At 53.0% G+C, this 24,072-nt stretch carries 22 protein-coding genes; 15 read left to right on the plus strand and 7 right to left on the minus strand.

The window, feature by feature from the left end; translation table 11 throughout:
* The first annotated feature begins 91 nt into the window (after nt 1-91).
* The 4 genes from U8T64_RS07050 (at nt 92) to U8T64_RS07065 (ending at nt 3,995) form a co-directional block, all read left to right on the plus strand.
* Nucleotides 92-1,363 (plus strand): methionine gamma-lyase family protein, encoded by a 1,272-nt coding sequence (locus tag U8T64_RS07050; RefSeq protein ID WP_437125999.1) that lies wholly within the window; start codon nt 92-94, stop codon nt 1,361-1,363.
* Between the two features lie 149 nt (nt 1,364-1,512).
* Nucleotides 1,513-2,526, plus strand: coding sequence for an effector binding domain-containing protein (locus U8T64_RS07055; RefSeq protein ID WP_322182336.1), 1,014 nt, complete (start codon nt 1,513-1,515; stop codon nt 2,524-2,526).
* A gap of 231 nt (nt 2,527-2,757) precedes the next feature.
* Nucleotides 2,758-3,051: a GNAT family N-acetyltransferase gene (locus U8T64_RS07060; protein WP_322183038.1), complete on the plus strand. Its 294-nt coding sequence runs from the start codon at nt 2,758-2,760 to the stop codon at nt 3,049-3,051.
* Complete coding sequence (locus tag U8T64_RS07065; RefSeq protein WP_322182338.1) at nt 3,048-3,995, plus strand: hypothetical protein; 948 nt, start codon at nt 3,048-3,050, stop codon at nt 3,993-3,995. Before U8T64_RS07060 ends, U8T64_RS07065 begins: the two co-directional genes overlap by 4 nt.
* Nucleotides 3,996-4,000: 5 nt before the next feature.
* On the opposite strand, the gene U8T64_RS07070 is transcribed toward U8T64_RS07065, so the two are convergent.
* Nucleotides 4,001-4,324, minus strand: a complete 324-nt coding sequence (locus U8T64_RS07070; protein ID WP_322182340.1) for an MGMT family protein — start codon at nt 4,322-4,324, stop codon at nt 4,001-4,003.
* Between the two features lie 91 nt (nt 4,325-4,415).
* Between U8T64_RS07070 and U8T64_RS07075 the strand changes: the two genes are divergently transcribed.
* Nucleotides 4,416-4,775 carry a hypothetical protein gene (locus tag U8T64_RS07075; RefSeq protein ID WP_322182342.1) on the plus strand — a complete coding sequence of 120 codons (360 nt, stop codon included), beginning with the start codon at nt 4,416-4,418 and terminating at the stop codon, nt 4,773-4,775.
* Nucleotides 4,776-5,091: 316 nt separating this feature from the next.
* On the opposite strand, the gene U8T64_RS07080 is transcribed toward U8T64_RS07075, so the two are convergent.
* The 3 genes from U8T64_RS07080 to U8T64_RS07090 form a co-directional block, all read right to left on the minus strand.
* A complete protein-coding gene (locus U8T64_RS07080; RefSeq protein WP_322182344.1) occupies nt 5,092-5,877 on the minus strand; it encodes a DUF2705 family protein in 786 nt (261 codons plus the stop codon).
* A gap of 515 nt (nt 5,878-6,392) precedes the next feature.
* Nucleotides 6,393-7,280, minus strand: a complete 888-nt coding sequence (locus U8T64_RS07085) for an ABC transporter ATP-binding protein (protein WP_322182346.1) — start codon at nt 7,278-7,280, stop codon at nt 6,393-6,395.
* 136 nt (nt 7,281-7,416) lie between these two features.
* Nucleotides 7,417-7,917, minus strand: coding sequence for a TetR/AcrR family transcriptional regulator (locus U8T64_RS07090; protein WP_322182347.1), 501 nt, complete (start codon nt 7,915-7,917; stop codon nt 7,417-7,419).
* 157 nt (nt 7,918-8,074) lie between these two features.
* Here U8T64_RS07090 and U8T64_RS07095 point away from each other — a divergent pair, with 157 nt between their 5' ends.
* The gene (locus tag U8T64_RS07095) at nt 8,075-8,656 is read left to right on the plus strand and encodes a methyltransferase family protein (RefSeq protein WP_322182349.1); all 582 of its coding nucleotides are present in this window, start codon (nt 8,075-8,077) and stop codon (nt 8,654-8,656) included.
* 335 nt (nt 8,657-8,991) lie between these two features.
* Here the strand turns inward: U8T64_RS07095 and U8T64_RS07100 are convergent, their stop codons facing one another.
* Together U8T64_RS07100 and U8T64_RS07105 are read right to left on the minus strand one after the other, a co-directional pair.
* Nucleotides 8,992-11,307, minus strand: coding sequence for a heavy metal translocating P-type ATPase (locus tag U8T64_RS07100; protein ID WP_322182351.1), 2,316 nt, complete (start codon nt 11,305-11,307; stop codon nt 8,992-8,994).
* A 208-nt stretch (nt 11,308-11,515) separates the two neighbouring features.
* On the minus strand, nt 11,516-12,283 hold the full coding sequence (locus tag U8T64_RS07105) for an EFR1 family ferrodoxin (RefSeq protein WP_322182353.1): 768 nt from the start codon (nt 12,281-12,283) through the stop codon (nt 11,516-11,518).
* A 135-nt stretch (nt 12,284-12,418) separates the two neighbouring features.
* On the opposite strand from U8T64_RS07105, the gene U8T64_RS07110 reads away from it, so the two are divergent.
* The 7 genes from U8T64_RS07110 to U8T64_RS07140 all read left to right on the plus strand — a co-directional run bounded on the left by U8T64_RS07110 (nt 12,419) and on the right by U8T64_RS07140 (nt 20,578).
* Nucleotides 12,419-12,859, plus strand: a complete 441-nt coding sequence (locus U8T64_RS07110; RefSeq protein WP_322182354.1) for an RrF2 family transcriptional regulator — start codon at nt 12,419-12,421, stop codon at nt 12,857-12,859.
* 263 nt (nt 12,860-13,122) lie between these two features.
* On the plus strand, nt 13,123-14,139 hold the full coding sequence (locus U8T64_RS07115; RefSeq protein ID WP_322182355.1) for an ABC transporter substrate-binding protein: 1,017 nt from the start codon (nt 13,123-13,125) through the stop codon (nt 14,137-14,139).
* 81 nt (nt 14,140-14,220) lie between these two features.
* Nucleotides 14,221-15,723, plus strand: coding sequence for a sugar ABC transporter ATP-binding protein (locus tag U8T64_RS07120; RefSeq protein ID WP_322182356.1), 1,503 nt, complete (start codon nt 14,221-14,223; stop codon nt 15,721-15,723).
* Entirely contained in the window at nt 15,724-16,770 is a 1,047-nt protein-coding gene (locus tag U8T64_RS07125) for an ABC transporter permease (protein ID WP_322182357.1), read from the plus strand.
* A 110-nt stretch (nt 16,771-16,880) separates the two neighbouring features.
* The gene (fba, locus tag U8T64_RS07130; protein ID WP_322182359.1) at nt 16,881-17,744 is read left to right on the plus strand and encodes a class II fructose-1,6-bisphosphate aldolase; all 864 of its coding nucleotides are present in this window, start codon (nt 16,881-16,883) and stop codon (nt 17,742-17,744) included.
* Between the two features lie 203 nt (nt 17,745-17,947).
* Entirely contained in the window at nt 17,948-19,558 is a 1,611-nt protein-coding gene (locus tag U8T64_RS07135) for a PASTA domain-containing protein (RefSeq protein ID WP_322182360.1), read from the plus strand.
* 57 nt (nt 19,559-19,615) lie between these two features.
* Entirely contained in the window at nt 19,616-20,578 is a 963-nt protein-coding gene (locus tag U8T64_RS07140; protein WP_322182361.1) for a helix-turn-helix transcriptional regulator, read from the plus strand.
* A 40-nt stretch (nt 20,579-20,618) separates the two neighbouring features.
* Here U8T64_RS07140 and U8T64_RS07145 read toward each other — a convergent pair whose 3' ends face one another.
* Nucleotides 20,619-22,163, minus strand: coding sequence for an oligosaccharide flippase family protein (locus U8T64_RS07145; protein ID WP_322182362.1), 1,545 nt, complete (start codon nt 22,161-22,163; stop codon nt 20,619-20,621).
* Nucleotides 22,164-22,387: 224 nt separating this feature from the next.
* On the opposite strand from U8T64_RS07145, the gene prmA reads away from it, so the two are divergent.
* Together prmA and U8T64_RS07155 are read left to right on the plus strand one after the other, a co-directional pair.
* Complete coding sequence (prmA, locus tag U8T64_RS07150) at nt 22,388-23,329, plus strand: 50S ribosomal protein L11 methyltransferase (RefSeq protein ID WP_322182363.1); 942 nt, start codon at nt 22,388-22,390, stop codon at nt 23,327-23,329.
* A 6-nt stretch (nt 23,330-23,335) separates the two neighbouring features.
* Entirely contained in the window at nt 23,336-24,067 is a 732-nt protein-coding gene (locus U8T64_RS07155) for an AAA family ATPase (RefSeq protein ID WP_322182364.1), read from the plus strand.
* Nucleotides 24,068-24,072: the final 5 nt, after the last annotated feature.

Raw genomic sequence — 24,072 nt, forward strand, 5'->3', positions numbered from 1 at the left:
TAGGACGATAAACTGAAAAGCGGCAATATATCGCCCGTTTTCAGCGGGTTCAAATTCGCGCCGGCTGGCTAGAAGGGAGAGAACAAAATTGATCTATCCTTATTTTGATATCGATCAAAAACTTCAGGAGCTGTCAGGCCGGGTGGAAGAAAAGATTGCTTCCCGCCTGAAGGAAATTGAGAAAATACAGCGGTATAACCAGCAGAAGATGCTGGCCGCTTTTCAGCGGGCTGGCGTCAGCGAAAGCCATTTTGCCGGCAGTACCGGCTATGGGTACGGAGATCGCGGCCGCGAGGTGCTGGATCAGGTATATGCCGATGCGCTGGGAGCGGAAGACGCCTTGGTGCGCTGGAATTTTGTCAGCGGCACCCATACCCTGACGGTGGCGCTCTTCGGCCTCCTTCGTCCCGGCGATAAAATGCTCTGTTTGACCGGAACTCCCTATGATACCATTCAGGGCGTGATCGGCATGAACGGCAGGGAAGAGCCGGGCTCTCTCAAGGAGTTTGGAATTTCCTATGAACAGGTAGAACTTTTGCTGGACGGCACGCCGGACTATGCCGCCATAGAAAGCGCGGTCTCTTCCTCCTATAAAATGGTCTATATCCAGCGTTCCAGGGGCTACAGCCTGCGGCCCTCTCTCACGGTGGAGGAGATCGGAAAAATGGCGGAGCTTGTCAGACGGAAAGCGCCGGGCTGCATCATTATGGTGGATAATTGCTACGGCGAATTTACCCAGCGGGAAGAGCCCGCTTCTTATGGCGCGGATCTTATGGCGGGCTCGCTCATTAAGAATCCCGGCGGCGGGATCGCCCCTACCGGAGGCTATCTTGCCGGCAAAAAAGAGTTGGTAGAGCTTTGCGCCTACCGCCTGACCACACCCGGCACAGGCCGGGAGTTGGGCTGTACGCTGGGGCAAAGCCGGGAGCTTTTTCTGGGCGCTTTTCACGCTCCCCATGTGGCAGGCGAAGCCGTAAAAACGGCCGTATACGCCGCCGGGCTTTTCTCCGAGCTGGGATATGGCGTGTCTCCCGGGCCGGAAGAAAAGCGGGGAGATATTGTACAGGTGGTAAAGCTTGGTGCCAGAGAAGCCCTGATTGCCTTTTGCCGGGGGGTGCAGAAGGGCGCGCCGGTAGATTCCTTCGTGGTGCCGGAGCCCAGCCCCATGCCGGGCTATGACAGCGATGTGATCATGGCCGCCGGTGCCTTTACCCTTGGTTCTTCCATTGAACTTTCCGCCGACGCTCCCCTGCGGGAACCCTATGCGGTGTGGATGCAGGGCGGCTTAAATTATCACAGCGGTCAGCTTGGCATTTTGCTGGCTGCCCAGGAAATGCTGCGGGAAGGCCTTTTCTCCCTGTAATACTTTGCCCGGAGGTTTTTTGCCTCCGGGTTTTTTCAAAAAATTTTTCTTTTTTTCTCTTGACTCGAACACGATGTCGCACTTTATACTAAAAACAGTCAGAGCCGGGCAGCAAAAAATTCGCTGTTCGGCTGGGAAAGGGGAGCGCTATGAAGGAAGAATTACTGACAGTGACCGAGGTATCGAAAGAATACGGCGTATCCGCCCGCATGCTTCGCCATTATGAAAAGACCGGGCTGCTTTCCAGCGTGAGGAAGGAGGGCTATGCCTATCGTGTGTACAGCGAAGGAGAAATAGCCCGTCTTCGGCAGATTCTTGTGCTGCGAAAGCTGCGAATCTCCTTAAAGGAGATCGGGCAGATCCTGGAGGATCCGGGGGCTTCCGCCGCCATTGCCGTATTGGAGCGAAATCTGGCCTCCCTGGACGAGGAGGCGAAGGCTCTCACCGCCGTGCGGGAGGTTCTGTCTCAATTTCTCATCGTGCTGAAATCCCGGGCGCAGCTTCCGGCCGGAGAAGTTTTGCTGTCCGATGGAAGACTGCTGGAACTGACAAATTCCCTTTCCCTTTCCACAACGCAGCTGCAAAGCGAAAGAAAACAAATCATGCAGGAGGAGCTTACTATGGCTGAACAAACCAGAAACACCATGAAGGATGTGCGCATCGTGCACCTGCCTGCCGCGACGGTAGCTTCCGCTCATGTGATCGGAAAGGAGCCGGAGGATAAGGCAGGCGCTATGATTGCTGATTTTATTCGGGAAAACCGGGTGTGGGAAAAGCTGCCCGGCCTCAGAATGTATGGGTTTAACCATCCGAACCCCACGGATGAGAGCGGTCTTTACGGGTACGAATTTTGGGTGACGATCCCGGAGGAGCTGGAGGTAGAGCCGCCCTTACAGAAAAAGCACTTTGCCGGAGGCACCTATGCGGCCCACATGATCCAGATGGGAAATTTCCACGAATGGGCCTGGCTGGACGAGTGGGTGCGCACAAACGGCGAGTATGAGTATTCGGGGAACGGAGACCCGGAGGTGATGTTCGGCTCCCTGGAAGAGCATCTCAATTTTCACGACCATATCCAGGAAACGCCTTACGAAGGACTGAAAATAGACCAGCTTGATCTGCTGATCCCCGTCAGAAAGAAGGCAAAGGAGATTTCACAATGAAATTGATTCCGGCGGAAGAAAGACAAATTCCTCTTTTAACAGAAATCTCAAAAGCTGCCTTTGACAGTGATGTGAGCGTAGGCGCGGCAGGGCCGGGCGGACCTTCCGGGTATGATTCCTGCGCCTGGCACAAGCGAATGCTGGAAGAGGGCCATTTACTTGCGGCGGTAGAAGGGGACAGGCTCTTGGGCGGCGCCATTGTTTTTGGGGATCAAAGCGATAAAGTCCTCTATGTATGTCGGCAGGATCTTTATCGACCCGGTATTTTTTCGAAAAGGTTATGGGAAAAAATTGATGGAAGAACTGGAGCGAAGCTATCCGGAGGTCGCCAGCTGGAGCCTGGAAACACCGGTATGGAACCGGCGCACCAACAGTTTTTACAAAAAGCTGGGCTATCGGGAAATCTACAGGGACGATGGGGAAGTGCGGTATCGAAAAACATGCTGTAATCCTTCAGGGAAAGAAAACCCTGAAAAGTCAAAAAGCCCAGCCTTTCCAAATAAGCGGGAAGGAGAGCTTCTGTGATGAACAGCTTTCGGGAGTGCTTTCCAAAAAATCATATTCCGGAGATGGCAGAGCTGGAGGCGTTTTGGGGCAGCGATATCTCAGAGCTGTTTCGCGGCTTTGCCGAATACCTTCAGGAGCATTTTGATTTGAGGTTCGGTATTCCGGTTTGGTCGGAAAAGAATGGCTGGACGTATCGCGTTGGCAGATCCGGCGTGTATTTGATCACCGGGATCATAATAGATCAGGATGCCTTTCTGGTAGGAGAAATCAAAGTAAAGGATCGGAAAAGCTATCGCCTGCTGTTGGAATATGTTGACAGCCTTTATGCTGAAAACGGAGAGACGCTTGTGCGTAAAATTGCGAAAAAAAACATAAGGCAGGCGGAAAGAAACAAAAGGCGGATCGAACGGGAGCGCGAAGAGAAAGCGGCGTTGCGGGACCGGATCGTTCCGCAGAAATATAATGTGTTTCATTGGCCGGAAAAGCTGAAGCCCCAAAAGCTTAGAAGGCTTTATTTGCTGGACGCCAAGGGGATTCAGGACACAGAGCTTGCCGATGAAATCGGTTTAACTCTGTATCTTCGCTGCAAGTACGGAAAAGAAGATATGGAGCGTATGGAAAGATATGCGATCCGATGTCACCACTGTCAGGCTGAGCTGTCGGGAGATGACGATTTCAGAGAGTGCCGGTGCGGTTATCAGTATTCCTATAGGGAATACCGCCGAAGCTATCGCAGAAACAATATGCCTACCGGCGCGGCGGCCAAAGTGTTTGAGGCCTTTCTCAGAGATTGGAGCGCGGCGGAAGGCTATCCGCAAAAAATGTTCTTGATCGATTCTCTGCTTCACGAATTTCATCTTTCGCTGATCTCCGGGGTGGCCCACCGCCCGGTAGCAATGAATTTTCTGGACGGAACTCTGGAAAGGGTAACGGAGCTGATAAACAGCTTGGCCAGAGAATAGGGAAATTACTCTATCCGCAAGCCGCCTTCACCGTCCCAAAGGTGCTGTTTCAGATCCACTCTGCTGTCTGAAAGGAAGGAGATACCCTCGCGCTCCAGCATATCGCGCTGAAATTCCTTTCCGCCGAAGGCTCGGTCACAACACAGCCTGCCGTCACTATAGAGGACCCGGTGGCAGGGAAGCCCGGCAGGAGCCCGGTACATGGCGGCTCCCACGATCCTGGCGGCTCTTGGGCTGCCGGCCATGGCGGCAAGCTGGCCATAGGTCGCCACTTTGCCCGCCGGAATTTGTGAAACCAAGTCATAGATCCTTTTTGGAAAGCTTTTCAAGCAGATTCCGCCTTTCTATGGTTTCCTTTCAGTATAGCTTGCTTTCTTTTCTATCGCAAGATAAAATCTGTTTTACAGAGGAGAAAATAAAATGGAGCTTATTATGCAGCCCACGCCGGAAACCTGTGGGCAGGCCTGTATCGCTATGCTCACGGAAAAATCGGTGGACGAGGTGATCCGGGATATGAAAACCGCTGGCCCCACCAGCATTGGGCAGCTCATGGAGATTTTAGATTTTTACGGCATAAAGCACCGAGAGCGAAACATGCGGATCTCCAAGAAAAACCCGATCCCCGCGGAGGTTTCGATCCTGACCGTACATACAAACGCCGGATACACCCACTGGACGCTGCTGCATCACGGTCTCTATTACGATCCAGAGTTTGGTCTGATCGAGGGGGAATACCCTTATGGCAAGATCACTTCTTTTTTGGGGATCGGGCTAGAATAAGAGGCAAGCAAGTAGATATTTATTAAATTATAGTTTATCGCCCTTAGGCTCCACTTATTTATAAGGGGAGCAGTCACGGCAAAGCCGTGACTGAGGGGATTGAAGCTGGCGGTTTTATCCTACTTTCTGCGTGTGACTATCCTTTCCACCACCTATCGGTGGTCCCCGTAGACTGCGCAGCAGTCTGTTTTCCCTCTACAAGTAAGGGTAGGCTTTCTCTCGCCGCTAAATTCCAATTTGTCTGCCTGGTTGTGATCGGGCCGGAAGCTGTTCGTTTGCACCAAGCAGCTTCACGAGTGCCAGCGCCGCCCTTTGTTCAGCTGATATCCTTTCTTCGGTACTGCCAAAAGGCCAGAAGGATCCCGGCCAGGGAAAAGACCATACCCACCGCGAAATAATTCAGCGGGATCGAATGCTCTGTCAGGATATCCGCTCCCTCCGCGTAGCCGAAGGGGGTGAAATATTTTAGAAATTTCGTTTCCTCCAACAGGTTAGAAAGCAGGTTTACAAAGTAAAACAAAGCCGCAAGCCCCAGGCCGATCCCCATGCCGCCCCGGCGCAGAAAGGCGGAGATCCCAAAGGTGATCGTCGCGGTTTCCAGCTGCATGAAGAAATACGAGGAAAACAGCAGGGCCAGGGTGGAGAAGGGTATTGTTTCCCGGATCATGACCATGCACAGCAGGGTGACCAGCATGGACGCCAGAGTAAGCAGGAAAAGCTGTACAAGGATCGCGCCCAGCTTTCCGGCTGCTACGGCGGTGCGGGAAACGGGGTGGGATAACAGGAATTCCGCCGTGTGCTCCTTTTCTTCCTTGGCGAAAGCGGAGATCCCCAGCAGCGCCGCGAAAAGGGCGCCGCCCAGCCCCAGTACGTTGCCGCATTCCACCGCGAAAAAGCCGGAAAATTCCCCGAAATTGACCCGATCCATGCCAAAGGCCTGGGAAAAACCTCCCATATCGGCAAACATGGCGCTGATCTCACCCATCTGTTTTTCCATTTCGGGATAGATTAAAATGCAGACTCCGAGAAGAAAAGAAATGGCGGCCGCCCAAATCAGCAGGGAAATTCGGCCTTCCTTCAATTCATGCTTCAGAATGGTCATGCGCAGGCTCCTCCTTTGTATCCTATCCGCAAAGGTCGTGCGGATAGGATAAGATTAAAATTTGCCTTGCCCAGTTTGTGCTTCGACAACGGGCAATCGGCACATTATACCAATTAAATTGTCCCGCTCAGTTCTTCGCTTCGCTCAGACGAGCCATGGACACATTATACCAATGCGCCCATGGCGCTTATGGTATAATATCCGCAAAGAGCGTGCGGATATTATACAAATTAAATTGTCCCGCTCAGTTCTTCGCTTCGCTCAGACGAGCGATGGACACATTATACCAACGCGCCCATGGCGCTTATGGTATAATATCCGCAAAGAGCGTGCGGATATTATACAAATTAAATTGTCCCGCTCAGTTCTTCGCTTCGCTCAGACGAGCCATGGACACATTATACCAACGCGCCCATGGCGCTTATGGTATAATATCCGCAAAGAGCGTGCGGATATTATACAAATTAAATTGTCCCGCTCAGTTCTTCGCTTCGCTCAGACGAGCGATGGACACATTATACCAACGCGCCCATGGCGCTTATGGTATAATAGTGAAGAAATATCTCCTCCAGATCCGGCTCTGTGATCGTAAGGTCAGAAAGGGGGAGGGCGGATAATTCTTTCAGCAGCTGGTTCGGTTCGCCGCTGTACAGAAAGCTGACAGAGCTTTCCCATACCCTGATATCCCTGATCTGTTCCAGGGCAGGCGCTTTTGTAACGCCGCGCAGGGTCACACGCTTAGCCCCGGTATGACCCAGTCGTTCCACGCTGTCGCAGGCAAGAAGCCTGCCTTCCCGGATCACGGCGGCGTGGCGGCAGTAGCGCTGGATCTCAGAAAGAACGTGGGAGGATAAAAACACGGTGGCGCCTTCTTCCGCGCGCTCCTGCAAAAGCCGGTAAAATTCCCGCTGGATCAAGGGGTCCAGGCCGCTGGTGGGCTCGTCTAAAATATAGAGGGTGGGCCGGTGCTGCAGGGCACAGACGATCCCCACTTTTTTTCGGTTGCCCAGAGAAAGCTCCCGCACTCGCCGGGCGGGATCCAGCTTCAACCGTTCACAAAGCCGCTTCGCCTCCGAAGCGCAGTCCTTTTTTCGAAGCTCCCCCGAGAGCTTCAGAACATCTCTTACCCGCATACTGCTGTAGAACATGGTTTCGGAAGGCAGGTAGCCGATTTCCCCCAGCAGCTGAGTTTTGTAGGCTTCTATGGGTTTTCCGAAAATCGCGGCGGAGCCGCCGGTAGGGGAGATCAGGCCCAGCAGCGTTCGGATCACGGTGCTTTTCCCGGCGCCGTTGGGGCCGATAAAGCCGAAAAAATCACCTTTGGGAACACGTAGGCTTAGGTTTTCGATCCCACGGGTTTTCCCGTAATATTTTGTCAGATCGTTCATTTCAATAGCATTCATACTTTTTCCCTTCTTTCTCCGCTTTTTTCTCCCGGCTTTGATAAATGCTTTTCCAAAACGCCAAAAGCCCTTGAAAATCCCGCTCCATCTGTTTCGGGTCCAGACCGCCCCGCTGCAGCATTTCCCAAAGGTAGCCTTAAGACGCCCAGTACATTTCCCGGTACATCATCTGCAGGTCCAGCCCAGGAACAAAATCCCGGGGGTCCAGCGCCGCCAGGGCAGCGGTCGCCTTGCCGTCAAACAGCCTACGGTAGCTTTTCTGTATTTCTTCCCGAAGCTCAGGCTCCTTTTCATAGAAGGCCTTCACCGTAAAGACGGCAATGTGGGGGTATTGCTCCATGATCTTTAATTTTGCCCGCATGCCCCGCTCCATCATTTCAAAAAGATCGGTGGGCTCGTAGCAGCGGGACTCCTGTAAGGCCTCCATGGTGATCTCAGCGCCCTTTTCCCACAGGAACAGATAAAGCTCCTTTTTGTTATGAAAATAGTGAAATAGCAGCGATTTGCTGATCCCGGCAGCTTCCGCCACCTCTCGCACCGGGCTTTTTCGATAGCTGTTTTCCGAAAAAACCCGGAACCCCGCGTTGAGGATCCTCTGCTGCTTTTCCGGGGAAAGCTCAAAAAATTTCGGATTCATACTGCCTCCTGTGATAGACCGCTTCGGTCAAGGTGCTTTCATTGTAACCCTGTTGACCGTTTTTGAGAAGACCCTGTGCAAAAAATTATTTTCTTGCTTTATCCGGGGAAACTGGTTATCATTTAACTCAATCGATCAGATTGGGGGATGCAGAAGCATGGTTTTTCAGATCATCGGCCTATGCCTGCTTACGCTGTTTTACGGCTGCTATTTTTGGAAAATGCTGTCACAGCGAAAGCGGGGGATCGATACCGACCAGCTGGGAAAGGGAAAACAGGGGGTTGTCAGAACAGTTGAGCTTCTGACAAAGCTTTCCACGTATCTGGTAGTACCGGTGGAGGCAGTCATGCTTTGCCTGAATGTGTGCGTGCTCCCCGTATGGGCCAGGATCACAGGCGTTGTGCTCGGTTTCCTGGGTGTGGTGGTGTTTGCCCTTTCGGTGGTGACCATGGGGGACAGCTGGCGCGCCGGCGTACCGGAAGAGGCTCAAACAAAATTGGTCACCTCCGGTATTTACGCTTGGAGCCGTAACCCCGCTTTCCTTGGCTTCGATCTTCTTTATATCGGCCTGCTGCTTTTGTTTTTTCACTGGGGGCTGCTGGTACCCACACTTTTTGCAATTCTTATGCTGCACCTGCAAATTGTAAATGTGGAGGAGGATTTTTTAAGGGAAGCCTTTGGTGAGCAGTATGAAAGCTATCAAAAACAGGTAAACCGCTATTTTGGCAGGAAGGGATAATAGTGCGAAAACAAGGAGCGCTGCAAAGGGATGTCTTAGCAGCGCTCCTTGTTTTCAGGTGTTTTTATTATATTACTTGTCATTCTTTGTGAAGGTGGCAGTTCGTTGGTAAATTATAATTTAGCAGTTACCCTTGGCTCCCCTGAAAGGGGAGCTGTCACGGCTTTGCCGTGACTGAGAGGTTCCGACAGAAGAAAAGGAAATCACTGGTTTTATGCGGATTTCCAGCGAGCTGGAACCTCTCCACCACCTGACGGTGGTCCCCCTCCCCTTTCAGGGGAGGCAAGAAGTTTCTGCTGTTCGTTAGCCCTACAAATTCCAGTTTACCTGTTTTTTCAGGCGCGCCGCTTTGTGGGCTTGAAAAATTTCAGGCGCAGGGCATTGGAGACTACGCACACGCTGGAAAGGCTCATGGCGGCGGCGCCGAACATGGGGTTCAGCCGCAGGCCCAGGAAGAAAAGCGCTCCTGCCGCCAGCGGAATGCCGATGGAATTATAGAAGAAAGCCCAGAACAGGTTTTCCTTGATGTTCCGCATTACGGCCCGGCTCAGGCGGATCGCCGTTACGGCGTCCAGCAGATCACTTTTTACCAATACGATATCGGCGCTTTCAATGGCGATATCAGAGCCCGCACCGATGGCAATGCCCACATCGGCCCGGGTCAGGGCGGGGGCGTCGTTGACCCCATCACCGATCATGGCCACCTTTTTTCCCCGGCTCTGGAACTCGGCGATCTTTCGTTCCTTGTCCTGGGGCAGCACCTCAGAGATCACCTCCGGAATGTTCAGCTTTTTCCGGATCGCCTCCGCTGTGCGGGCGTTGTCTCCGGTGAGCATTACAGTCTGAACGCCCAGCTCCCGGAACGCCTTGATCGCTTCCTCGCTGGTGGGCTTTATCACATCGGCGGCGGCAAGGAGCCCTAAAACATCTTTTTTGTCCGCGAAAAGCAGCGGTGTTTTTCCTTCATCGGCAAGCCGCGCCACGGTTTCCCAAAGCTCCTTGTGTTCCTCCGCTCGGGCAATTCCCAGCTCTTCCAGATAGGCGAGATTTCCCGCAAAATATTTTTTTCCTTCTATACTGGCGGAAATGCCCCGTCCGAATACCGCCTGAAATTCATCGCTTGGCAGCGGGGAGCACCCCTGCTCCTCCGCATAAGCAACTACAGCTTCAGCCAGCGGGTGCTCGCTTTGCTTTTCCAAGCTGTAGGCTACGGCCAGGAGCTTTTCGGCGCTTGCCGCCAGGGGGATCACGTCCGTGATTTTGGGAGTTCCCTGTGTAATGGTCCCGGTTTTGTCCAACACCACCGTGTCAATGCTGTGGGCGGTTTCCAGCGCCTCGCCGGATTTGATCAAAATGCCGTTTTCCGCTCCTTTTCCCGTACCCACCATAATGGCCACGGGGGTAGCCAGCCCCAATGCGCAGGGACAGGAGATCACCAGCACGGAAATGCCGATGGAAAGGGCAAATTCCGCCGTAGCGCCCAAAAGCAGCCAAACCACGGAGGCGATCAGGGCAATGGCGATCACCGTGGGCACAAAAATGCCGGAGATCTTATCCGCCAGCCTGGCGATAGGCGCTTTGCTGGCGCTGGCTTCCTCCACCAGCCGGACGATTTGGGAGATAGTGGTATCTTCTCCCACCTTCGTAGCCTGAAAGCGGAAATATCCGGTTTTATTGACGGTAGCAGAGATCACAGAGTCTCCTTCCTTTTTCTCCACAGGAATGCTTTCTCCCGTAATAGCGGATTCATCGATGCTGGTAGAGCCTTCGGTGATCACGCCGTCCACCGGAATGGAAGCTCCCGGCTTTATAGCGATGCAGTCGCCTACCAGGATCTCGCCCACAGGTACCTCCACTTCCTCGCCGTCCCGCACGACCAGAGCGGTTTTCGGGGTCAGTCCGATGAGCTTTGTAATGGCCTCACCGGTGCGCCCCTTTGATTTTGTTTCCAGATATTTTCCCAGTGTGATCAGGGTGAGGATCGTACCCGCAGATTCAAAATAAAGATCCATGGAGTAGTGCTCCACCGTGGCGAGATCCCCATGACCCAGGCCGAAACCAATGCGGTACAGAGCGAAAATGCCGTAAAGAATGGCAGCGCCGGAGCCGATGGCGATCAGGCTGTCCATGTTGGGGTGGCCCCGGAACAGAGAGGGAAACCCGTTCCGGTAGTATTTCTGGTTGGCGAATACGATGGGGAGCAGCAGAAGCAGCTGAGTCAGCGCGAAGGTCACGGCGTTTTCCGTACCGTGGAAGTATCGTGTGATAAGAGAGGGGACAGGAAGCCCAAGCCATTCCCAAAACATATGGTGCATGGAAAGATACATGAGAGGGATCAAAAAGCACAGGGAAAACAGAAAGCGAAACTTCATTTGCTTTAACGCCGCTGCACTTTCCGGCAGGGCTTCTTCCGCGGCGGCTGCGCGCATTCCTTCCGCCTTGTCCGGCGCGGCGCCGTAACCACCCTTTTTGACAGCCTTTACAATGTCTTTTTCCGAAACAGAGGTTTCATCGTATTCCACCTGCATGCTGTTGGTCAGCAGGTTTACCGTGACCTCCTGTACGCCCGTCAGTGCGGAAACGCTTTTTTCCACATGGGCGGAGCAGGCGGAACAGCTCATGCCGGTAACGGAGAATTTTTCCTTTGTCATAGAATACCCTTCCTTTCCAGAAGCAGAAAGCGCTTCAAAACACGCCCGAAGGCCCGAAAGCCCAAATTTTTAATTTTTCTATACTGTAGCACCTTGGTCAGGTGCTTGTCAAGAAAAATATACTAAATTACTATACTTTATTTTCCGACAAATAACAGGAAAAGATCGAGCGCCGGAAAAGCCGTGCGTTATCTTAATAGTATGCTGTTCAGAGGTATAATTCATTCCGCTTTTTTGTTGAGCAGGCCTTCTTGATCGCCAATGCGGCGGCGGAAACCATAACTTTGTTAACGCTGCGGGCTCCCTGGGGGCACAATGCGACGCATCGCATACAGGAGATGCATTTTTTGCTGTCAGCAAGCTTCAGATCGTTTCTGCTGATGGCCTGCGTGGGACACTTCTCGGCACAGAGACCGCAGCCGGTACACTTGCTGTTTGCTTTTGGGATCAAGCCACCCTGACCCGTCTGCTTATAGGGGCGGCTTCCGGGAATTTGCGGCGCGGAGAAATCTGATGTTTTTTCACGAAGCTTTTCCAGAATACGATCACAAAAGCGGCGCAGCTCAGCCTCATCCTCCGAATCCGGTCTTCCCGAAGCGTATTGACGCAGAATAGAATGCTCCGCGACAGCGGCGATGGCGGCAATGACCCGGAAGCCGCTTTTTTCCGCGATATCGTTCAGCTCGACCAGGGTATCCTCATAGGCCCGGTTGCCGTATACGCAGACGATCACGCAGGCCGCGTGGTTGCCGTTGATTTTTTCGATCCGTTGGGTCGCCGTCGCCGGAACACGTCCTCCATAGGAAGGAACCGCGATCACCGCCAGATCCTCTTTCTCCAAGCTGACTGCGGAAAAATCTGTCGCTGCTTCAGACAGATCGATTTTACTGACAGGCATTTCCAGCGCCTTGCTTATTACGTCCGCCACCCTGACGGTTCCTCCGGTCGGGCTGAAATCAATTTGATAAAGCTTCATAGTTACACGCTCCTGTAATTTTTAGATTTACATCATTGTAGCAGTGCCGAGGTGTAATGTCAACGTTTACGTCTAAAAAAACCTGTGGTATAGTATGGGATATACTGTTCTAAGCTTTTAAGGAGGAGAAGCTCCATGCATATCACTACCAAGTGCTCTATCGCAATTCATTGCCTTGTTTTTATCTATGAATACGGGAACATTCATAAAGTTACCAGCGGACTTTTGTCACGCTCTACAGGAATCAACTCTGTGACGGTCCGAACGATCATAAGCGCTTTGAAAAAGGAAGGGATAATATCAGTTAAAGCCGGAACCGGCGGCGCCGCGCTGAATTGTCCTGCCGATGAAATAACCATCTATCGCATCTGCATGGCGATCGAGCCGGATTTTTCTTCAAAGCTGATCGGTGTTCATCCGCTGCCATCCGCCCTCTGTCCTGTAGGGAGGAATATTCACAATGTGCTCAACTGTTCTTATCAGAAAATTCGAAACGATTTATGCGACAGCTTGAAAACCATTACGCTGGAAAACGTTATTTCCGATTATCACCGGATAAAGGAGAAGGCGGATTGATTCCCTTTTCCGGGGAAGAGCAGGGGATCTTCGTTCCGGGAGGCGGCGAAAAATTTCATAAAAGGATTTTCCGGAGACGCCCATTGACGAAAATGTGAAAATTCTGCTTTCTTAAATGAAAGGGAGCAGGCTTTCCCTTTTATGGAAAAAATCATGGATTATACTTGAAATGTTCGGAAGCCTTTGCTATAATACGGAAAGCGGAAGCCAGTATTTGGCATACTGCGAATATGTTAGAGCGAAAGCTCTAGGAGGAAATTACCATGAAGAAAGTTTTTTCTCTGATTTTGGCATTGGCGCTGCTGTGCGCCTGTTTTGCCGGCTGCGGCAACGGCGGCAATTCTTCTGCGGATCCTGATGGTTCCACAGGCTCCACCGCTTCTACCGGCAGCACTGCCGCCACCGGCGAAAAGTACAAAATCGGCGTGCTGGCTCCGGCTGTGACCCACGGCTGGGTGGCGGGCGTTGCCTATTATGCCCAGCAGCGCTGTGACGAGCTTGCCGGCAAGGGCGAGATCGAGTACAAGCTGCTCACCAGCAACAACGCTGAAGAAATGACCAGCCAGATCGACGACCTCAGAACCTGGGGGGTACAGGCTGTGGTGGCGTTCCCCCAGTGGGAAGGCATGGAGAGCCCCATTCAGACTTTGATCGATGAAGGGATCCCGGTCGTGAACTTCGATATCGAGATCAAATGTAATGGCGTGTATCGCGTTTCCGGCGATAACGAGGACATGGGCCGCCAGAGCGCTCAGTACATTGTGGATAAGATCGGCACCACCGGCACCGTGATCATGCTGAACGTGCCCTCCTCCGGCTCTGTTTCCGAACTGCGCCAGAAGGGCTTTGAGGAGAAGATCGCGGAGATCGCTCCTGATATGACGGTGGAGACCTATGCCACAAAGTTTACCCGTGACGACGGCCAGAAGGATTTCTCCGATATCCTCGCGAAGCACGATCAGATCGACGCCGTGTTCTCCATGGATGATGAGACTTCCATCGGCGTTCTGAACGCTTTGAAGGAAGCGGGCCGTACCGACGTCAAAGTGATTACCGGCGGCGGCGGGTGCCAGGAGTATTTCAAGATGATGGCCGACGCAGAAAATGCCGATATCAACATTCAGTCCGCTCTCTACAGCCCCATCATGGTGCAGGACGCCGTAGATAACGCTCTTGCTCTTCTGAAGGGTGAAAAAGTAGAGGAAGTAAAGATCATTCCCACTACCGTGGTGGATAAGGAAAACTGCGGCGAGTATCTGGACGAGAGCTCTCCCTACTAAAAAGTGAAATTCCGGAAAGAAGCGAAAAGGGCTATGGCGGAAGCGTCATAGCCTTTTTCAAAAAGGGGAGGTATCCATAGTATGACCCTGGAAATGAGGGGGATCTCCAAATCCTTCGGGGCAAACGATGTTTTGAAGCAGATCGATTTCTCCATGAAGAGGGGAGAAATTTCAGCGCTGCTGGGGGAAAACGGCGCGGGAAAATCTACCCTGATGAATATTCTCGGCGGCGTTCTGCCTGCTGATTCCGGTATGATCTTTCTGGACGGAAAGCAGGTACAGTTTCGCAGCCCGGCGGAATCTCTGGCGGCGGGCATTGCCTTTATCCATCAGGAATTAAACCTGGTAAACGATCTTGCCGTATATGAAAATATGTTCATTGGCAGAGAGTTGAAAAAGAAAGCAGGCTGGCTGGACGCGAAGGCCATGTGTGAGAAATGCTCTGCTATTTTTGAACGGATGGATATTCAGCTGGATCCCCGCACAATGGTGCGGGAGCTGGACGCTTCCTATAAGCAGATCGTGGAGATCGCCCGGGCGCTTTTGATGGAGGCCTCTATTATCATTATGGATGAGCCCACCACCTCGCTGACAGATCCGGAGATCCAGCGGGTATTCGATATGATGCGCACCCTGCAAAAGCAGGGGGTCGCTATTGTGTTCATTTCCCATAAGCTGAAGGAGGTCATGGAGATCTGTACTCGCTATACTGTTCTGCGGGACGGCGTGGTGGTTGCCGAGGGGCAGACGGCGGATACCAGTGTGGATGAGCTTGCCCGGCACATGGTGGGACACGAGGTACGCACCGAATCCCTCAGGACCCAGCGGGAGCTGGGGCAGGAGGTTCTCGGCGCTTCTGTCCTTTCCCGGGAAGGCAGCTTCCAGGAAATCAGCTTTTCCGTGCGCTCCGGTGAGGTTTTGGGCTTTACCGGCCTTTTGGGAGACGGAAGAAGCGAGCTTTTTCAGACCATTTTCGGCTGCGGCGGAAAATACAGCGGCGAGATTAGAGTTTCCGGCGAAGCGGCGCAGATCCATTCTACCAGAAAAGCCATGTCGCTGGGGATCGGCTATGTTCCCCGGAACCGGAAGGAAAATGGCATTATTGCCGATATGAACATTCTGGAGAACGGCTCCATCGTCATCTGGCCCAGAAATAAAAAAGCGTTTCTGTTGGATTGGAAAAAGCTTCACAACGACTTTGCGATCCGGGCCGATGGTCTGCGGATCAAAATGGACAGCGAAAAAAATCCGATCGGCAGCCTTTCCGGCGGAAACCAGCAAAAGGTAGTGCTGGCAAAATGGCTGGGAGCAGACCCCAAGGTGCTTATTTTTGATAATCCTACTCAGGGCGTGGACGTAGGCGCCAAAGAGGATATCTACGATATCATTCTGGAGCTGGCGGCCCAGGGAGTGGCGGTCATCGTGCTTTCCAGCGAAGCCCAGGAGATCATTCGCCTGTGCGACCGTACCCTGGTAATGTACCACGGCAGGGTGCAGGGTGAGCTGCACGGTGAGGAAATGACAGAGCAGGAGATCATGCGTCTGGCTACAGGCGGCGAAATGAGAACAGGGGAGGCAGTGTAAGTGGAAAAGACAGAACAGGCAAAACAAAATCCTTTTGTGCGGTTCGCGCGGCTTTGGCGGACGAATCCGCTGTTCAGTACGGGCATGGCCCTGGTGGTAATGGTGATTCTGCAAACGATCGCGATCACTGTAAATTCCAGCTTTTCTTCTCCGGCGGACTGGCTGGGAAAGTGGTTTTCCAACTGGGTCAATATTCTGCGCAATAACGCGGGGATCGGTATCATTTCGCTGGGCATGGCCTTTGTCATCATTTCCGGCGGCATCGATCTTTCCGTAGGCTCTCTTTACGCGGCCACCGGGGCTTTCTGCCTGGTGCTGCTGGACACCGGTACGGTAGGCCTGCTGGGGAAGCTCGGCCTGACCGGCGTGCCCGCCATTTTGGCGGCGGTGGTGCTTACAGTCTTATTCGCGCTGGCGCTGGGCGAGTGCAACGGCCTTTTGATCTCTTACGGGAAGCTGCCACCCTTTATTGCTACCTTGGGCGCCATGCAGATCTTCCGCAGCGTGACCCAGTATTCCATGAAGGGGAAAAGCGTGGCCCTTCCCAGCGAATTTCTGGCTATTTCCCAGGCCTCTATCGGTGGGCAGCGGATCATGCCCATTCTGTACTGGGCGCTGGTCGTGGTCGCCATGTTCGTTGTTTCCAGGCACACTGCTTTCGGCCGCCATGTATTTGCGGTGGGCTCCAACGAGCGCACCACCAGTCTTTCCGGCGTCAATGTGAAAAGCGTAAAGCGCCGGGTGTATGCCGTAATGGGACTTTTGGTGGGCGTTGCTTCCATTTTGCAGCTTTCCCGTGTGGGCTCTCTGGATTACGCCAGCGGCGGCAGCGGCTATGAAATGGACGCCATTGCCGCGGTGGTGGTGGGCGGCACCAGCATGTCTGGCGGCAGGGGCTCTATTATCGGTACGGTGTTCGGCACGCTGATTGTGGCGGTGATGAATAATCTGTTGAATTTGATCGGGGTAGACCCCTATCTCAGCTCCGCCTTTAAGGGTGCGATCATTATCGGAGCGGTTTTGCTCCAGCGCAAAGAACGGAATTGATTTTCCAGCAGGAGTCTTTCCGCATGGGACGAATTAGCGGTTGATTTTTCCAGCGGATTTCGCTATAATAAAAGCAGTTGAAAATCTCTTTATCTGGGAGGAATTTTAAAATGTTGGTTTCCGCAAAAGACATGCTCACCAAGGCAAAGGCCGGCAAATACGCCGTCGGCCAGTTCAACATCAACAACCTGGAATGGACGAAAGCGATCCTTCTCACCGCGCAGGAGAACAATTCTCCTGTGATCCTGGGTGTTTCTGAGGGCGCGGGCAAGTACATGTGCGGCTTTGAAACCGTTGCCGCTATGGTAAAGGCCATGATCAACACCCTGGGTATTACCGTTCCCGTGGCCCTGCATCTGGATCACGGTTCTTACGAGGGCGCCTTCAAGGCCATGGACGCTGGGTTCTCCTCCGTCATGTTTGACGGCTCCCATTACGGGATCGAAGAAAATATCGAGAAGACGAAGGAAGTCATTCGCGTCGCGGGAGAGCGCGGCATCTCCGTGGAGGCTGAGGTAGGCGCTATCGGCGGTGAAGAGGACGGCGTGGTAGGCGGCGGCGAAGTTGCCGATCCCGATGAGTGCAAGAGCATTGCCGGGTTGGGCGTGGATATGCTGGCCGCGGGTATCGGCAATATTCACGGTGTTTATCCCGAAAACTGGCAGGGCCTGAACTTTGATGTTCTCGCTAAGATCCAGGAAAAGACCGGAACCATGCCTCTGGTGCTGCACGGCGGCACCGGAATTCCTGAGGAAATGGTGAAAAAGGCCATTTCTCTGGGTGTTTCCAAGGTAAATGTCAATACGGAGTGCCAGCTTTCCTTTGCGGCCGCTACCCGGAAGTACATTGAAGAGGGAAAGGACCGGCAGGGCAAGGGCTTCGACCCCCGCAAGCTGCTGGCTCCCGGCTTTGAGGCGATCAAGGCCACAGTCAAGGAAAAAATGGAACTCTTCGGTTCTATTAATAAAGCCTGATTTAGATACTGAAATTTCCCTGGCGGTACGGTTCTCCGTACCGCCATTCCCTTTTTGTGGGGATATGGAATCATTTTTCTTGTTTTTTGGGGCTTTTTATGATAAAATATATGCCAGAAGTCAGGGCTATGCCCTAAAAAAGGTTTTTGTTTGGTTAGAGAAGCCCCACCTGAGGCGGCTTCACGGGAAAAGTGGAGGACGAGATGGAAAGCAAGCTGTGCATGAATTGCTTTGCCGGTTACCGCCCGGAGGAGGGCGAAATTTGTCCCGTGTGCGGATGGGACAATGGAAAAGCTCAAGTCCAAGGCGGGCTTCGGCACCATACGGTGCTTGCCTCCCGGTATGTGATCGGGCGTGTCAAGGCGATCAATGGGGAAGGCGTTACTTATGCGGCTCTGGATCGCACCACAAAGCGTGTGGTGGAGATCCGGGAGTTTTTTCCCGCATCGTTAGCTTCCCGGCATGCGGAGGATCAGAATGTGATCCCCATAGCAGGGTGTGAAGTGGAGTTTGAGCGCCATTTGCAGGATTTTATCCAGCTTTCCAAAGGCGTCAGCAGGCTGCGGGAGCTTACGGTAGTTGCTTCCGTGCTGGATATTTTTGAAGAGAACTATACGGCCTATGCCGTTTACGAATACATACCCGCCCCTTCCCTGCGGCGTTATGTGGAAAACGCGGGAGGAAGCCTCAGCTGGAATGAGACGAACCGCATGTTTATGCCGGTGCTGACCGCACTGGGCCTGATGAATTCTTTGGGGATCTCTCATTTGGGTGTGTCCCCTGATACGCTGCGGGTCACAAAAAGCGGCGTGCTTTTTATCACGGGCTTTTCCATTGCTTCGATCCGGCAGGCAGACTCTCCCTTGGCAGAAGAACTTTTTCCCGGCTGCTCCGCTATCGAACAGTACAGCGAGAAAGCTGTTTGCGGAGAAGCCAGCGATGTTTATGGTCTGGCCGCTTCCATGCTGTTTGCCCTGACAGGGCAGCTGCCTCAGGAGGCTCCGAAGCGCTTACATGACCAGCGGCTTATGATTTCCAAGGAGGTGCTGAAGGCTTTGCCTCCTTTTGCCGTTACGGCCATTGCCAACGCCCTGCAGGTAAAGCCCAATGTGCGCACGGCCAGCTTTGAGCGGTTCAAAACCGAGCTTTCCGCAGCGCCCGCCATTGTGAACGAGGTGGATCAAACAGAGGCGATCCGCCGGCTGCCGCCCATTGATATGGATCTGCCGCAGAATAAAGGCCTTCCGCCCGCCGTATGGCTGATCGGCTCTTGTGTAGTTACGCTGATCGCGTTGGTCATTGTGGCCTCTATGTGGCTGGGGGACGCGGGGCTGTCCATCGGTGATATCCAAAAGGTCTTTGATGGCGGCAGTGCTTCCGAGGAAGCCGTGGTCGTTCCCAATCTGGTAAACGAAAGTTATGACGAGTGGGTCAAACAGGTGGGAAGCGGCGACTACCAGTTTAAGCTGAAGGTTTCTGACCGCATTTTCAGTGAGACGGTGGAGGAAGGCAACATTATCAGCCAGAGCCCCTTCAAAGGGGAAACCATAGCACGGGGAGATACCGTGTTGGTAACGGTAAGCAAGGGCAGCCCCACCAGAACGCTGCCTTCTATCAAGGGGATCAGCTTTGCCGATCTGCAGCAGCTCCTCATTAAAAACGGCTTTACTCCGGTGCAGGAGGAAGAAGCCAGCGAAGATGTGGAGCCGGGTTATGTGATCCGCTATAAAGATCATGTGGAAGGGGATTCCCTGGACTATGGTTCCACGATCACAGTAATAGTCAGCTCCGGCCCGGAAGGGCAGACCGGCTAGGAAAGCGCCGAAGCCGGAGTGATAGAGCAGGATTCAGGCGAAAAAGGAGGAGCGCTTGTGCCAAATGTTTCAGAGAAAAAGAAAAAGCTGCTCTGCCTGCGTCAAATATTGCTCTCAGAGACCGATCCGGAGCATACCCTGACCCTGCAGGAGCTGCTGCAAAAGCTGGAAAACATGGGGATTTCCGCAGAGCGAAAAAGCATTTATGATGATATTGAGACCCTTCGCAGCACCGGGCTGAAGATCGGAACCAGAAAGAGAAAAACGTATCAGTATTTTTTGGAAGATCGCACCTTTACCCTGGAAGAGCTTCAGTTGATTGCCGGTTCTATCTGTGTCTCGCCCTTTCTTTCAAGCAAGCAGGCGGAGGCGCTTCGATCCAGGCTGGAGACTCTGTGCAGCGCTTATCAGGCGGAGGCCTTACGGCAGAAGATATTTACTGTGGACAAGCCTGTTGAAAAAGATGTTCCCGCGGCGGTACAGCTCCTTTGCCGCGCCATTTCAGAAAACAGAAAGGTGTGTTTTACCCCTTGGAAATGGCAGCTGACCTCTCAGGGAAAACCGGAATATGCTGCAAAAAGCAGTTCCCGGCCTGTTGCTGTCAGCCCCTGGAGGCTCCTTGTGGAGCGTGGCCGCTGTGAGCTGTTGGCCTTTACGGAAGAAGGGGCTGTTGTACGTCTTCCTTTGGAAAAGCTGGAGGGCCTGGCGCTTCTTCCGGAGGAACGGGAGCTTTTTCCGGAGCCGCCTGAAGCGGCGAAGCAGGAGAAAAAAGCAGAAAAGCTTGTCCTGGAGTTTCCTTTAGACCAGCTTGCAGCGGTAACAGAGCGGTTCGGTTCAGATTTTACCGTGGAAGCGGCTGGGAAAGGAAGGGTACGCGCGGCTTTAAAGGCTGAGGCGGGCCCGGAGCTTTTTCTCTGGCTTTTTTCCCACGGCCCGGAGATCCGCCTGACAGCCCCCAAAAAATTGGTGGAGCAATTCCGTGAAAAGGCCAAGGGCTTGGCAAAGCTCTACAAATCCTGAGTTCAGCGGATTTTTAGTAAAAATTTCAGTTTTGAGTGTTTCAGGGCAAGTCTTCTCTCAAAGAGGATTTGCCTTTTTTCCGTATAGCCTTGCCATCGGAAACACGGCAGAGCGCATAGTAGCCCGCCCCGAAAAAGAGACCGCACACCAAGGTTTCCAAACCGATCTGAAAAAAGAGATTGGAGAGCGTTATGCCGCGCAGCAGATAGCTCCCCAAGGAAACGGAAAGCACCGCGCACAGCAGCGGGAGCAGCACATGCCAGCCCAGGGAGAGACACACGTTTGTCACCTTCAGCAGCCGATGCAAGCTCAGCGCCGCGTTGAAGATGGTGCTGAAAAACAAAATGCACACATAGCTTTCCATGCCGAAAAAGCGCAGAAAGCAGAGGATCAGGATCACACGGATCAGGGAATCGGAGAAATTATATTTCATAGAATTGAATTGTTCGTCCATTCCCTTCAGGAGGCTGTCGACCACCACGTCCAAATAGATCAAAGGCACAATGGGGGCCAGTACCCGCAGATATTCCCCGGCGGCGTCACTGTGATAAAAGGCGTTGCCCCAGCCATCTCCGAAGGCGATAAAAACAGCGGCAAAGAACATGCCGAAAGCCAGGGCGGAGCGAATGGACTTTCCGGTGATATATGCCACCTCCCGGCGGTGGCCCTGCTCTCTTTCCTTGGCGATCTTAGGGATCAAAAGGGAAGCGAAGGAGGTAAGGAAGGAGGAGGGAAAGTACAACATAGGCATGGCCATGCCCTGCAAAAGCCCGTATTGGGAAAGAGAGTGGGAATAGCTCAGTCCGAATTTCCGCAGCTCGCGGGGGATCAAAAGATTTTCCCCGGTATTTAAGAGACTTTTCGCCGCAGAGCTCAGGGTGCAGGGCAGGGCAATATGGGAAAGCCCCTTCAAAACGCCCCGGCTCTTTTTCTTTTCCTTCGGTGTGTTCTTTTTCAGGCTGTGCCGGTAGGCAGACCAGCTGACTAAAAAGGAAACGGCTTCTCCCAGGGTGGAGGCTGTCATGGCAGCAAAGCAGGCGGTTTCAATGCTTTGCGGGGCAAAATGCCAGAAAAGATATACTGTGGCAAGGATCGTCAAGATCTGCTCCAGCGTATCGGAGGCGGCTGTGGAAAGAGACTCATCTACCGCCAAAAAATATCCCTTCATACAGGTGCACATGGACATGAAGGGAAGGCCCACTCCCAAAATGCGCAGGCAGGGGGCGGCTTGGCGGTCTCCCAGAAAGGTGAGGGCGGCAAAGTCCGATAAAAAGAACAGGCAAAGCGAGATCACAGAGCTGATCGACAAGCAGAAGGCAAAGCACCTGGCCACAGTGGAGCGTATGGTCTCCCGGCGTCCGGAGGCGATGGCGGCGGATACCATGCGGGTCACGGCAAGGCTGATTCCGGAGGTGGAAAGGGTCACGGTAAGCATAAAAATAGAAAAAATCAGCTGGTACAGCCCCATACCTTCCGACCCGATCTTTTGGGAGAGATAAGAGCGGTATCCCATGTTGGTAATGCGAAGAAACAGCGATACCGCGGTGAGGATCGCGCCCTGAAGAAAGAATTTCTGTTTTGTCATGGACTGTATCCTCCTGTTTTGCGTCACTTAGCTTGAAAACCCGGGGGGAATTCGGTATAATATTCGCAAAGGACGCGGATATTATAGGATTTTAATTGTCCCGCCCGGTTCTTCGCTTCGCTCAGACGGGCGATGGACACATGATACCAACGCACCTTCGGTGCTTATGGTATCATAGCAATAAATGCCGGAAAAAGGCTTTTTGAGAAAGGGAGAAGAACCCTATGAATGAAAACTGGACGGAAGTAAAAATAGAGATCCCCGCAAATCAGGTGGAGCTGGCGGGCGATATCGCGAACATGGTAGTACCCTACGGTATTTATATTGAGGACTACTCCAATTTAGAAGCCGAGGCCTTGGAGATCGCCCATATCGATCTGATCGATGAGGAGCTCCTCAAAAAAGACAGGAGCAAGGCTGTGATCCATGTGTATATCAGTCCTGAAGAAAATCCCGCCGAGGCTGTTTCTTTTTTGGAGGAACGGTATCAGGCGGAAAAAGTTCCTCATGAGATCACTTGTGCTTCCTGTGTGAAGGAGGATTGGATCAATAACTGGAAAAAGTATTTTAAGCCCATTCCGGTAGGAAAAAAGCTGCTGATCCGTCCTGTGTGGGAGGAAGAATTTGATTCCATGGGCCGCACTGTGCTGGATCTGGAGCCGGGGCTTGCCTTTGGCACCGGCACCCATGAAACCACCCGGCTCTGCCTGGAGCTTTTGGAAAATTATATTACCCCGGGCTGTGATTTTCTGGATATGGGCTGCGGCAGTGGCATTTTGTCTGTGGCGGCGCTGCTTTTGGGCGCAAAAAGCGCTGTGGGCGTGGATATCGATCCTCTTGCTGTAAAAACGGCGGTGGAAAATGCCAAGACCAATGGGGTAGAGGAACGCTTTACGGGTATTTGCGGAAACCTTACGGAAAAGGTGGCGGGAAATCCCGCGGTTCCTCAGAAATATCGGGTGGTGGCGGCCAATATCGTGGCGGATATTGTGATCCAACTCAGCAAGGACGCGCCGAATTTCCTGGAAAAGGACAGTGTATACATTGTCAGCGGCATTATCGATTCCCGGGAGCAGGACGTGCTGGACGCGCTGGCTGGAGCGTTTACCGTCATAGAGCGGAAAGAGGAACGCGGCTGGGTGGCCATGGCGCTGAAAGGAAGATAAACAGACATGAACAGCCTTTTTATCCATCAGGCAAGGATCGAGTGGGAGCAGCTTTCCGCATCCGGCTATTTGCAAAATATTGAGGCGTTCCATGGCGTGGAGTGCCTCAGCTTTCAGAGGCCCGTCACCTTTTTTGTAGGAGAAAACGGAAGCGGAAAATCCACCCTGCTGGAGGCCATGGCCATTGCTTACGGTTTCAACCCCGAGGGGGGAACCAGAAATTACAGCTTTTCCACTCGGGATTCCCATTCGCCCCTTGCGGAGGCGATCCGCCTGGGAAAGGGCCACCGGCGGGCGACTCACGGCTATTTTCTTCGGGCGGAAAGCTTTTACAATGTGGCGACCCAGGAAGAGGTTTACGCCAGAAGCGGTCTTACGCCTATCCCCTCCAGGGGCTACCATGAAAAATCCCATGGAGAAAGCTTTCTGGCCTTGGCTCAGGATTATTTGCGCCCGGAGGGCGTCTATTTTTTCGATGAGCCGGAGGCGGCCCTGTCGCCCCAGCGGCAGCTGACCCTGCTGCTGGAGATTAACCGCTGCGTTCAGGAGGGCTCTCAGTTTTTTATTGTAAGCCATTCTCCCATTTTGCTGGCCTTGCCAGGGGCAGAGCTTCTGACCTTTGACCGGGGGCCGGTTCACGCCTGTACCTATGAAGAAACGGACAGCTATCAGATCACAAAAATGTTTATCCAGAATCGGGAAAAGATCCTGGGCGAATTGCTGGAGAGAAAGGAATGAACCGT

The sequence above is a fragment of the Neglectibacter caecimuris genome (assembly GCF_034335015.1).
GTDB classification, from domain to species: Bacteria; Bacillota; Clostridia; order Oscillospirales; family Acutalibacteraceae; genus Acutalibacter; species Acutalibacter caecimuris_A.

Coding starts and splice junctions, on each gene's coding strand:
- U8T64_RS07080 (WP_322182344.1), bottom strand. CDS start 5,877: ATGACCATTCTGAAGCATGAATTGAAGGAAGGCCGAATTTCCCTGCTG.
- U8T64_RS07105 (WP_322182353.1), bottom strand. CDS start 12,283: ATGAAGCTTTATCAAATTGATTTCAGCCCGACCGGAGGAACCGTCAGG.
- U8T64_RS07055 (WP_322182336.1), top strand. CDS start 1,513: ATGAAGGAAGAATTACTGACAGTGACCGAGGTATCGAAAGAATACGGC.
- U8T64_RS07085 (WP_322182346.1), bottom strand. CDS start 7,280: ATGAATGCTATTGAAATGAACGATCTGACAAAATATTACGGGAAAACC.
- U8T64_RS07155 (WP_322182364.1), top strand. CDS start 23,336: ATGAACAGCCTTTTTATCCATCAGGCAAGGATCGAGTGGGAGCAGCTT.
- U8T64_RS07090 (WP_322182347.1), bottom strand. CDS start 7,917: ATGAATCCGAAATTTTTTGAGCTTTCCCCGGAAAAGCAGCAGAGGATC.
- U8T64_RS07120 (WP_322182356.1), top strand. CDS start 14,221: ATGACCCTGGAAATGAGGGGGATCTCCAAATCCTTCGGGGCAAACGAT.
- U8T64_RS07060 (WP_322183038.1), top strand. CDS start 2,758: ATGTATGTCGGCAGGATCTTTATCGACCCGGTATTTTTTCGAAAAGGT.
- U8T64_RS07100 (WP_322182351.1), bottom strand. CDS start 11,307: ATGACAAAGGAAAAATTCTCCGTTACCGGCATGAGCTGTTCCGCCTGC.
- prmA (WP_322182363.1), top strand. CDS start 22,388: ATGAATGAAAACTGGACGGAAGTAAAAATAGAGATCCCCGCAAATCAG.
- U8T64_RS07145 (WP_322182362.1), bottom strand. CDS start 22,163: ATGACAAAACAGAAATTCTTTCTTCAGGGCGCGATCCTCACCGCGGTA.
- U8T64_RS07075 (WP_322182342.1), top strand. CDS start 4,416: ATGGAGCTTATTATGCAGCCCACGCCGGAAACCTGTGGGCAGGCCTGT.
- fba (WP_322182359.1), top strand. CDS start 16,881: ATGTTGGTTTCCGCAAAAGACATGCTCACCAAGGCAAAGGCCGGCAAA.
- U8T64_RS07135 (WP_322182360.1), top strand. CDS start 17,948: ATGGAAAGCAAGCTGTGCATGAATTGCTTTGCCGGTTACCGCCCGGAG.
- U8T64_RS07115 (WP_322182355.1), top strand. CDS start 13,123: ATGAAGAAAGTTTTTTCTCTGATTTTGGCATTGGCGCTGCTGTGCGCC.
- U8T64_RS07095 (WP_322182349.1), top strand. CDS start 8,075: ATGGTTTTTCAGATCATCGGCCTATGCCTGCTTACGCTGTTTTACGGC.
- U8T64_RS07110 (WP_322182354.1), top strand. CDS start 12,419: ATGCATATCACTACCAAGTGCTCTATCGCAATTCATTGCCTTGTTTTT.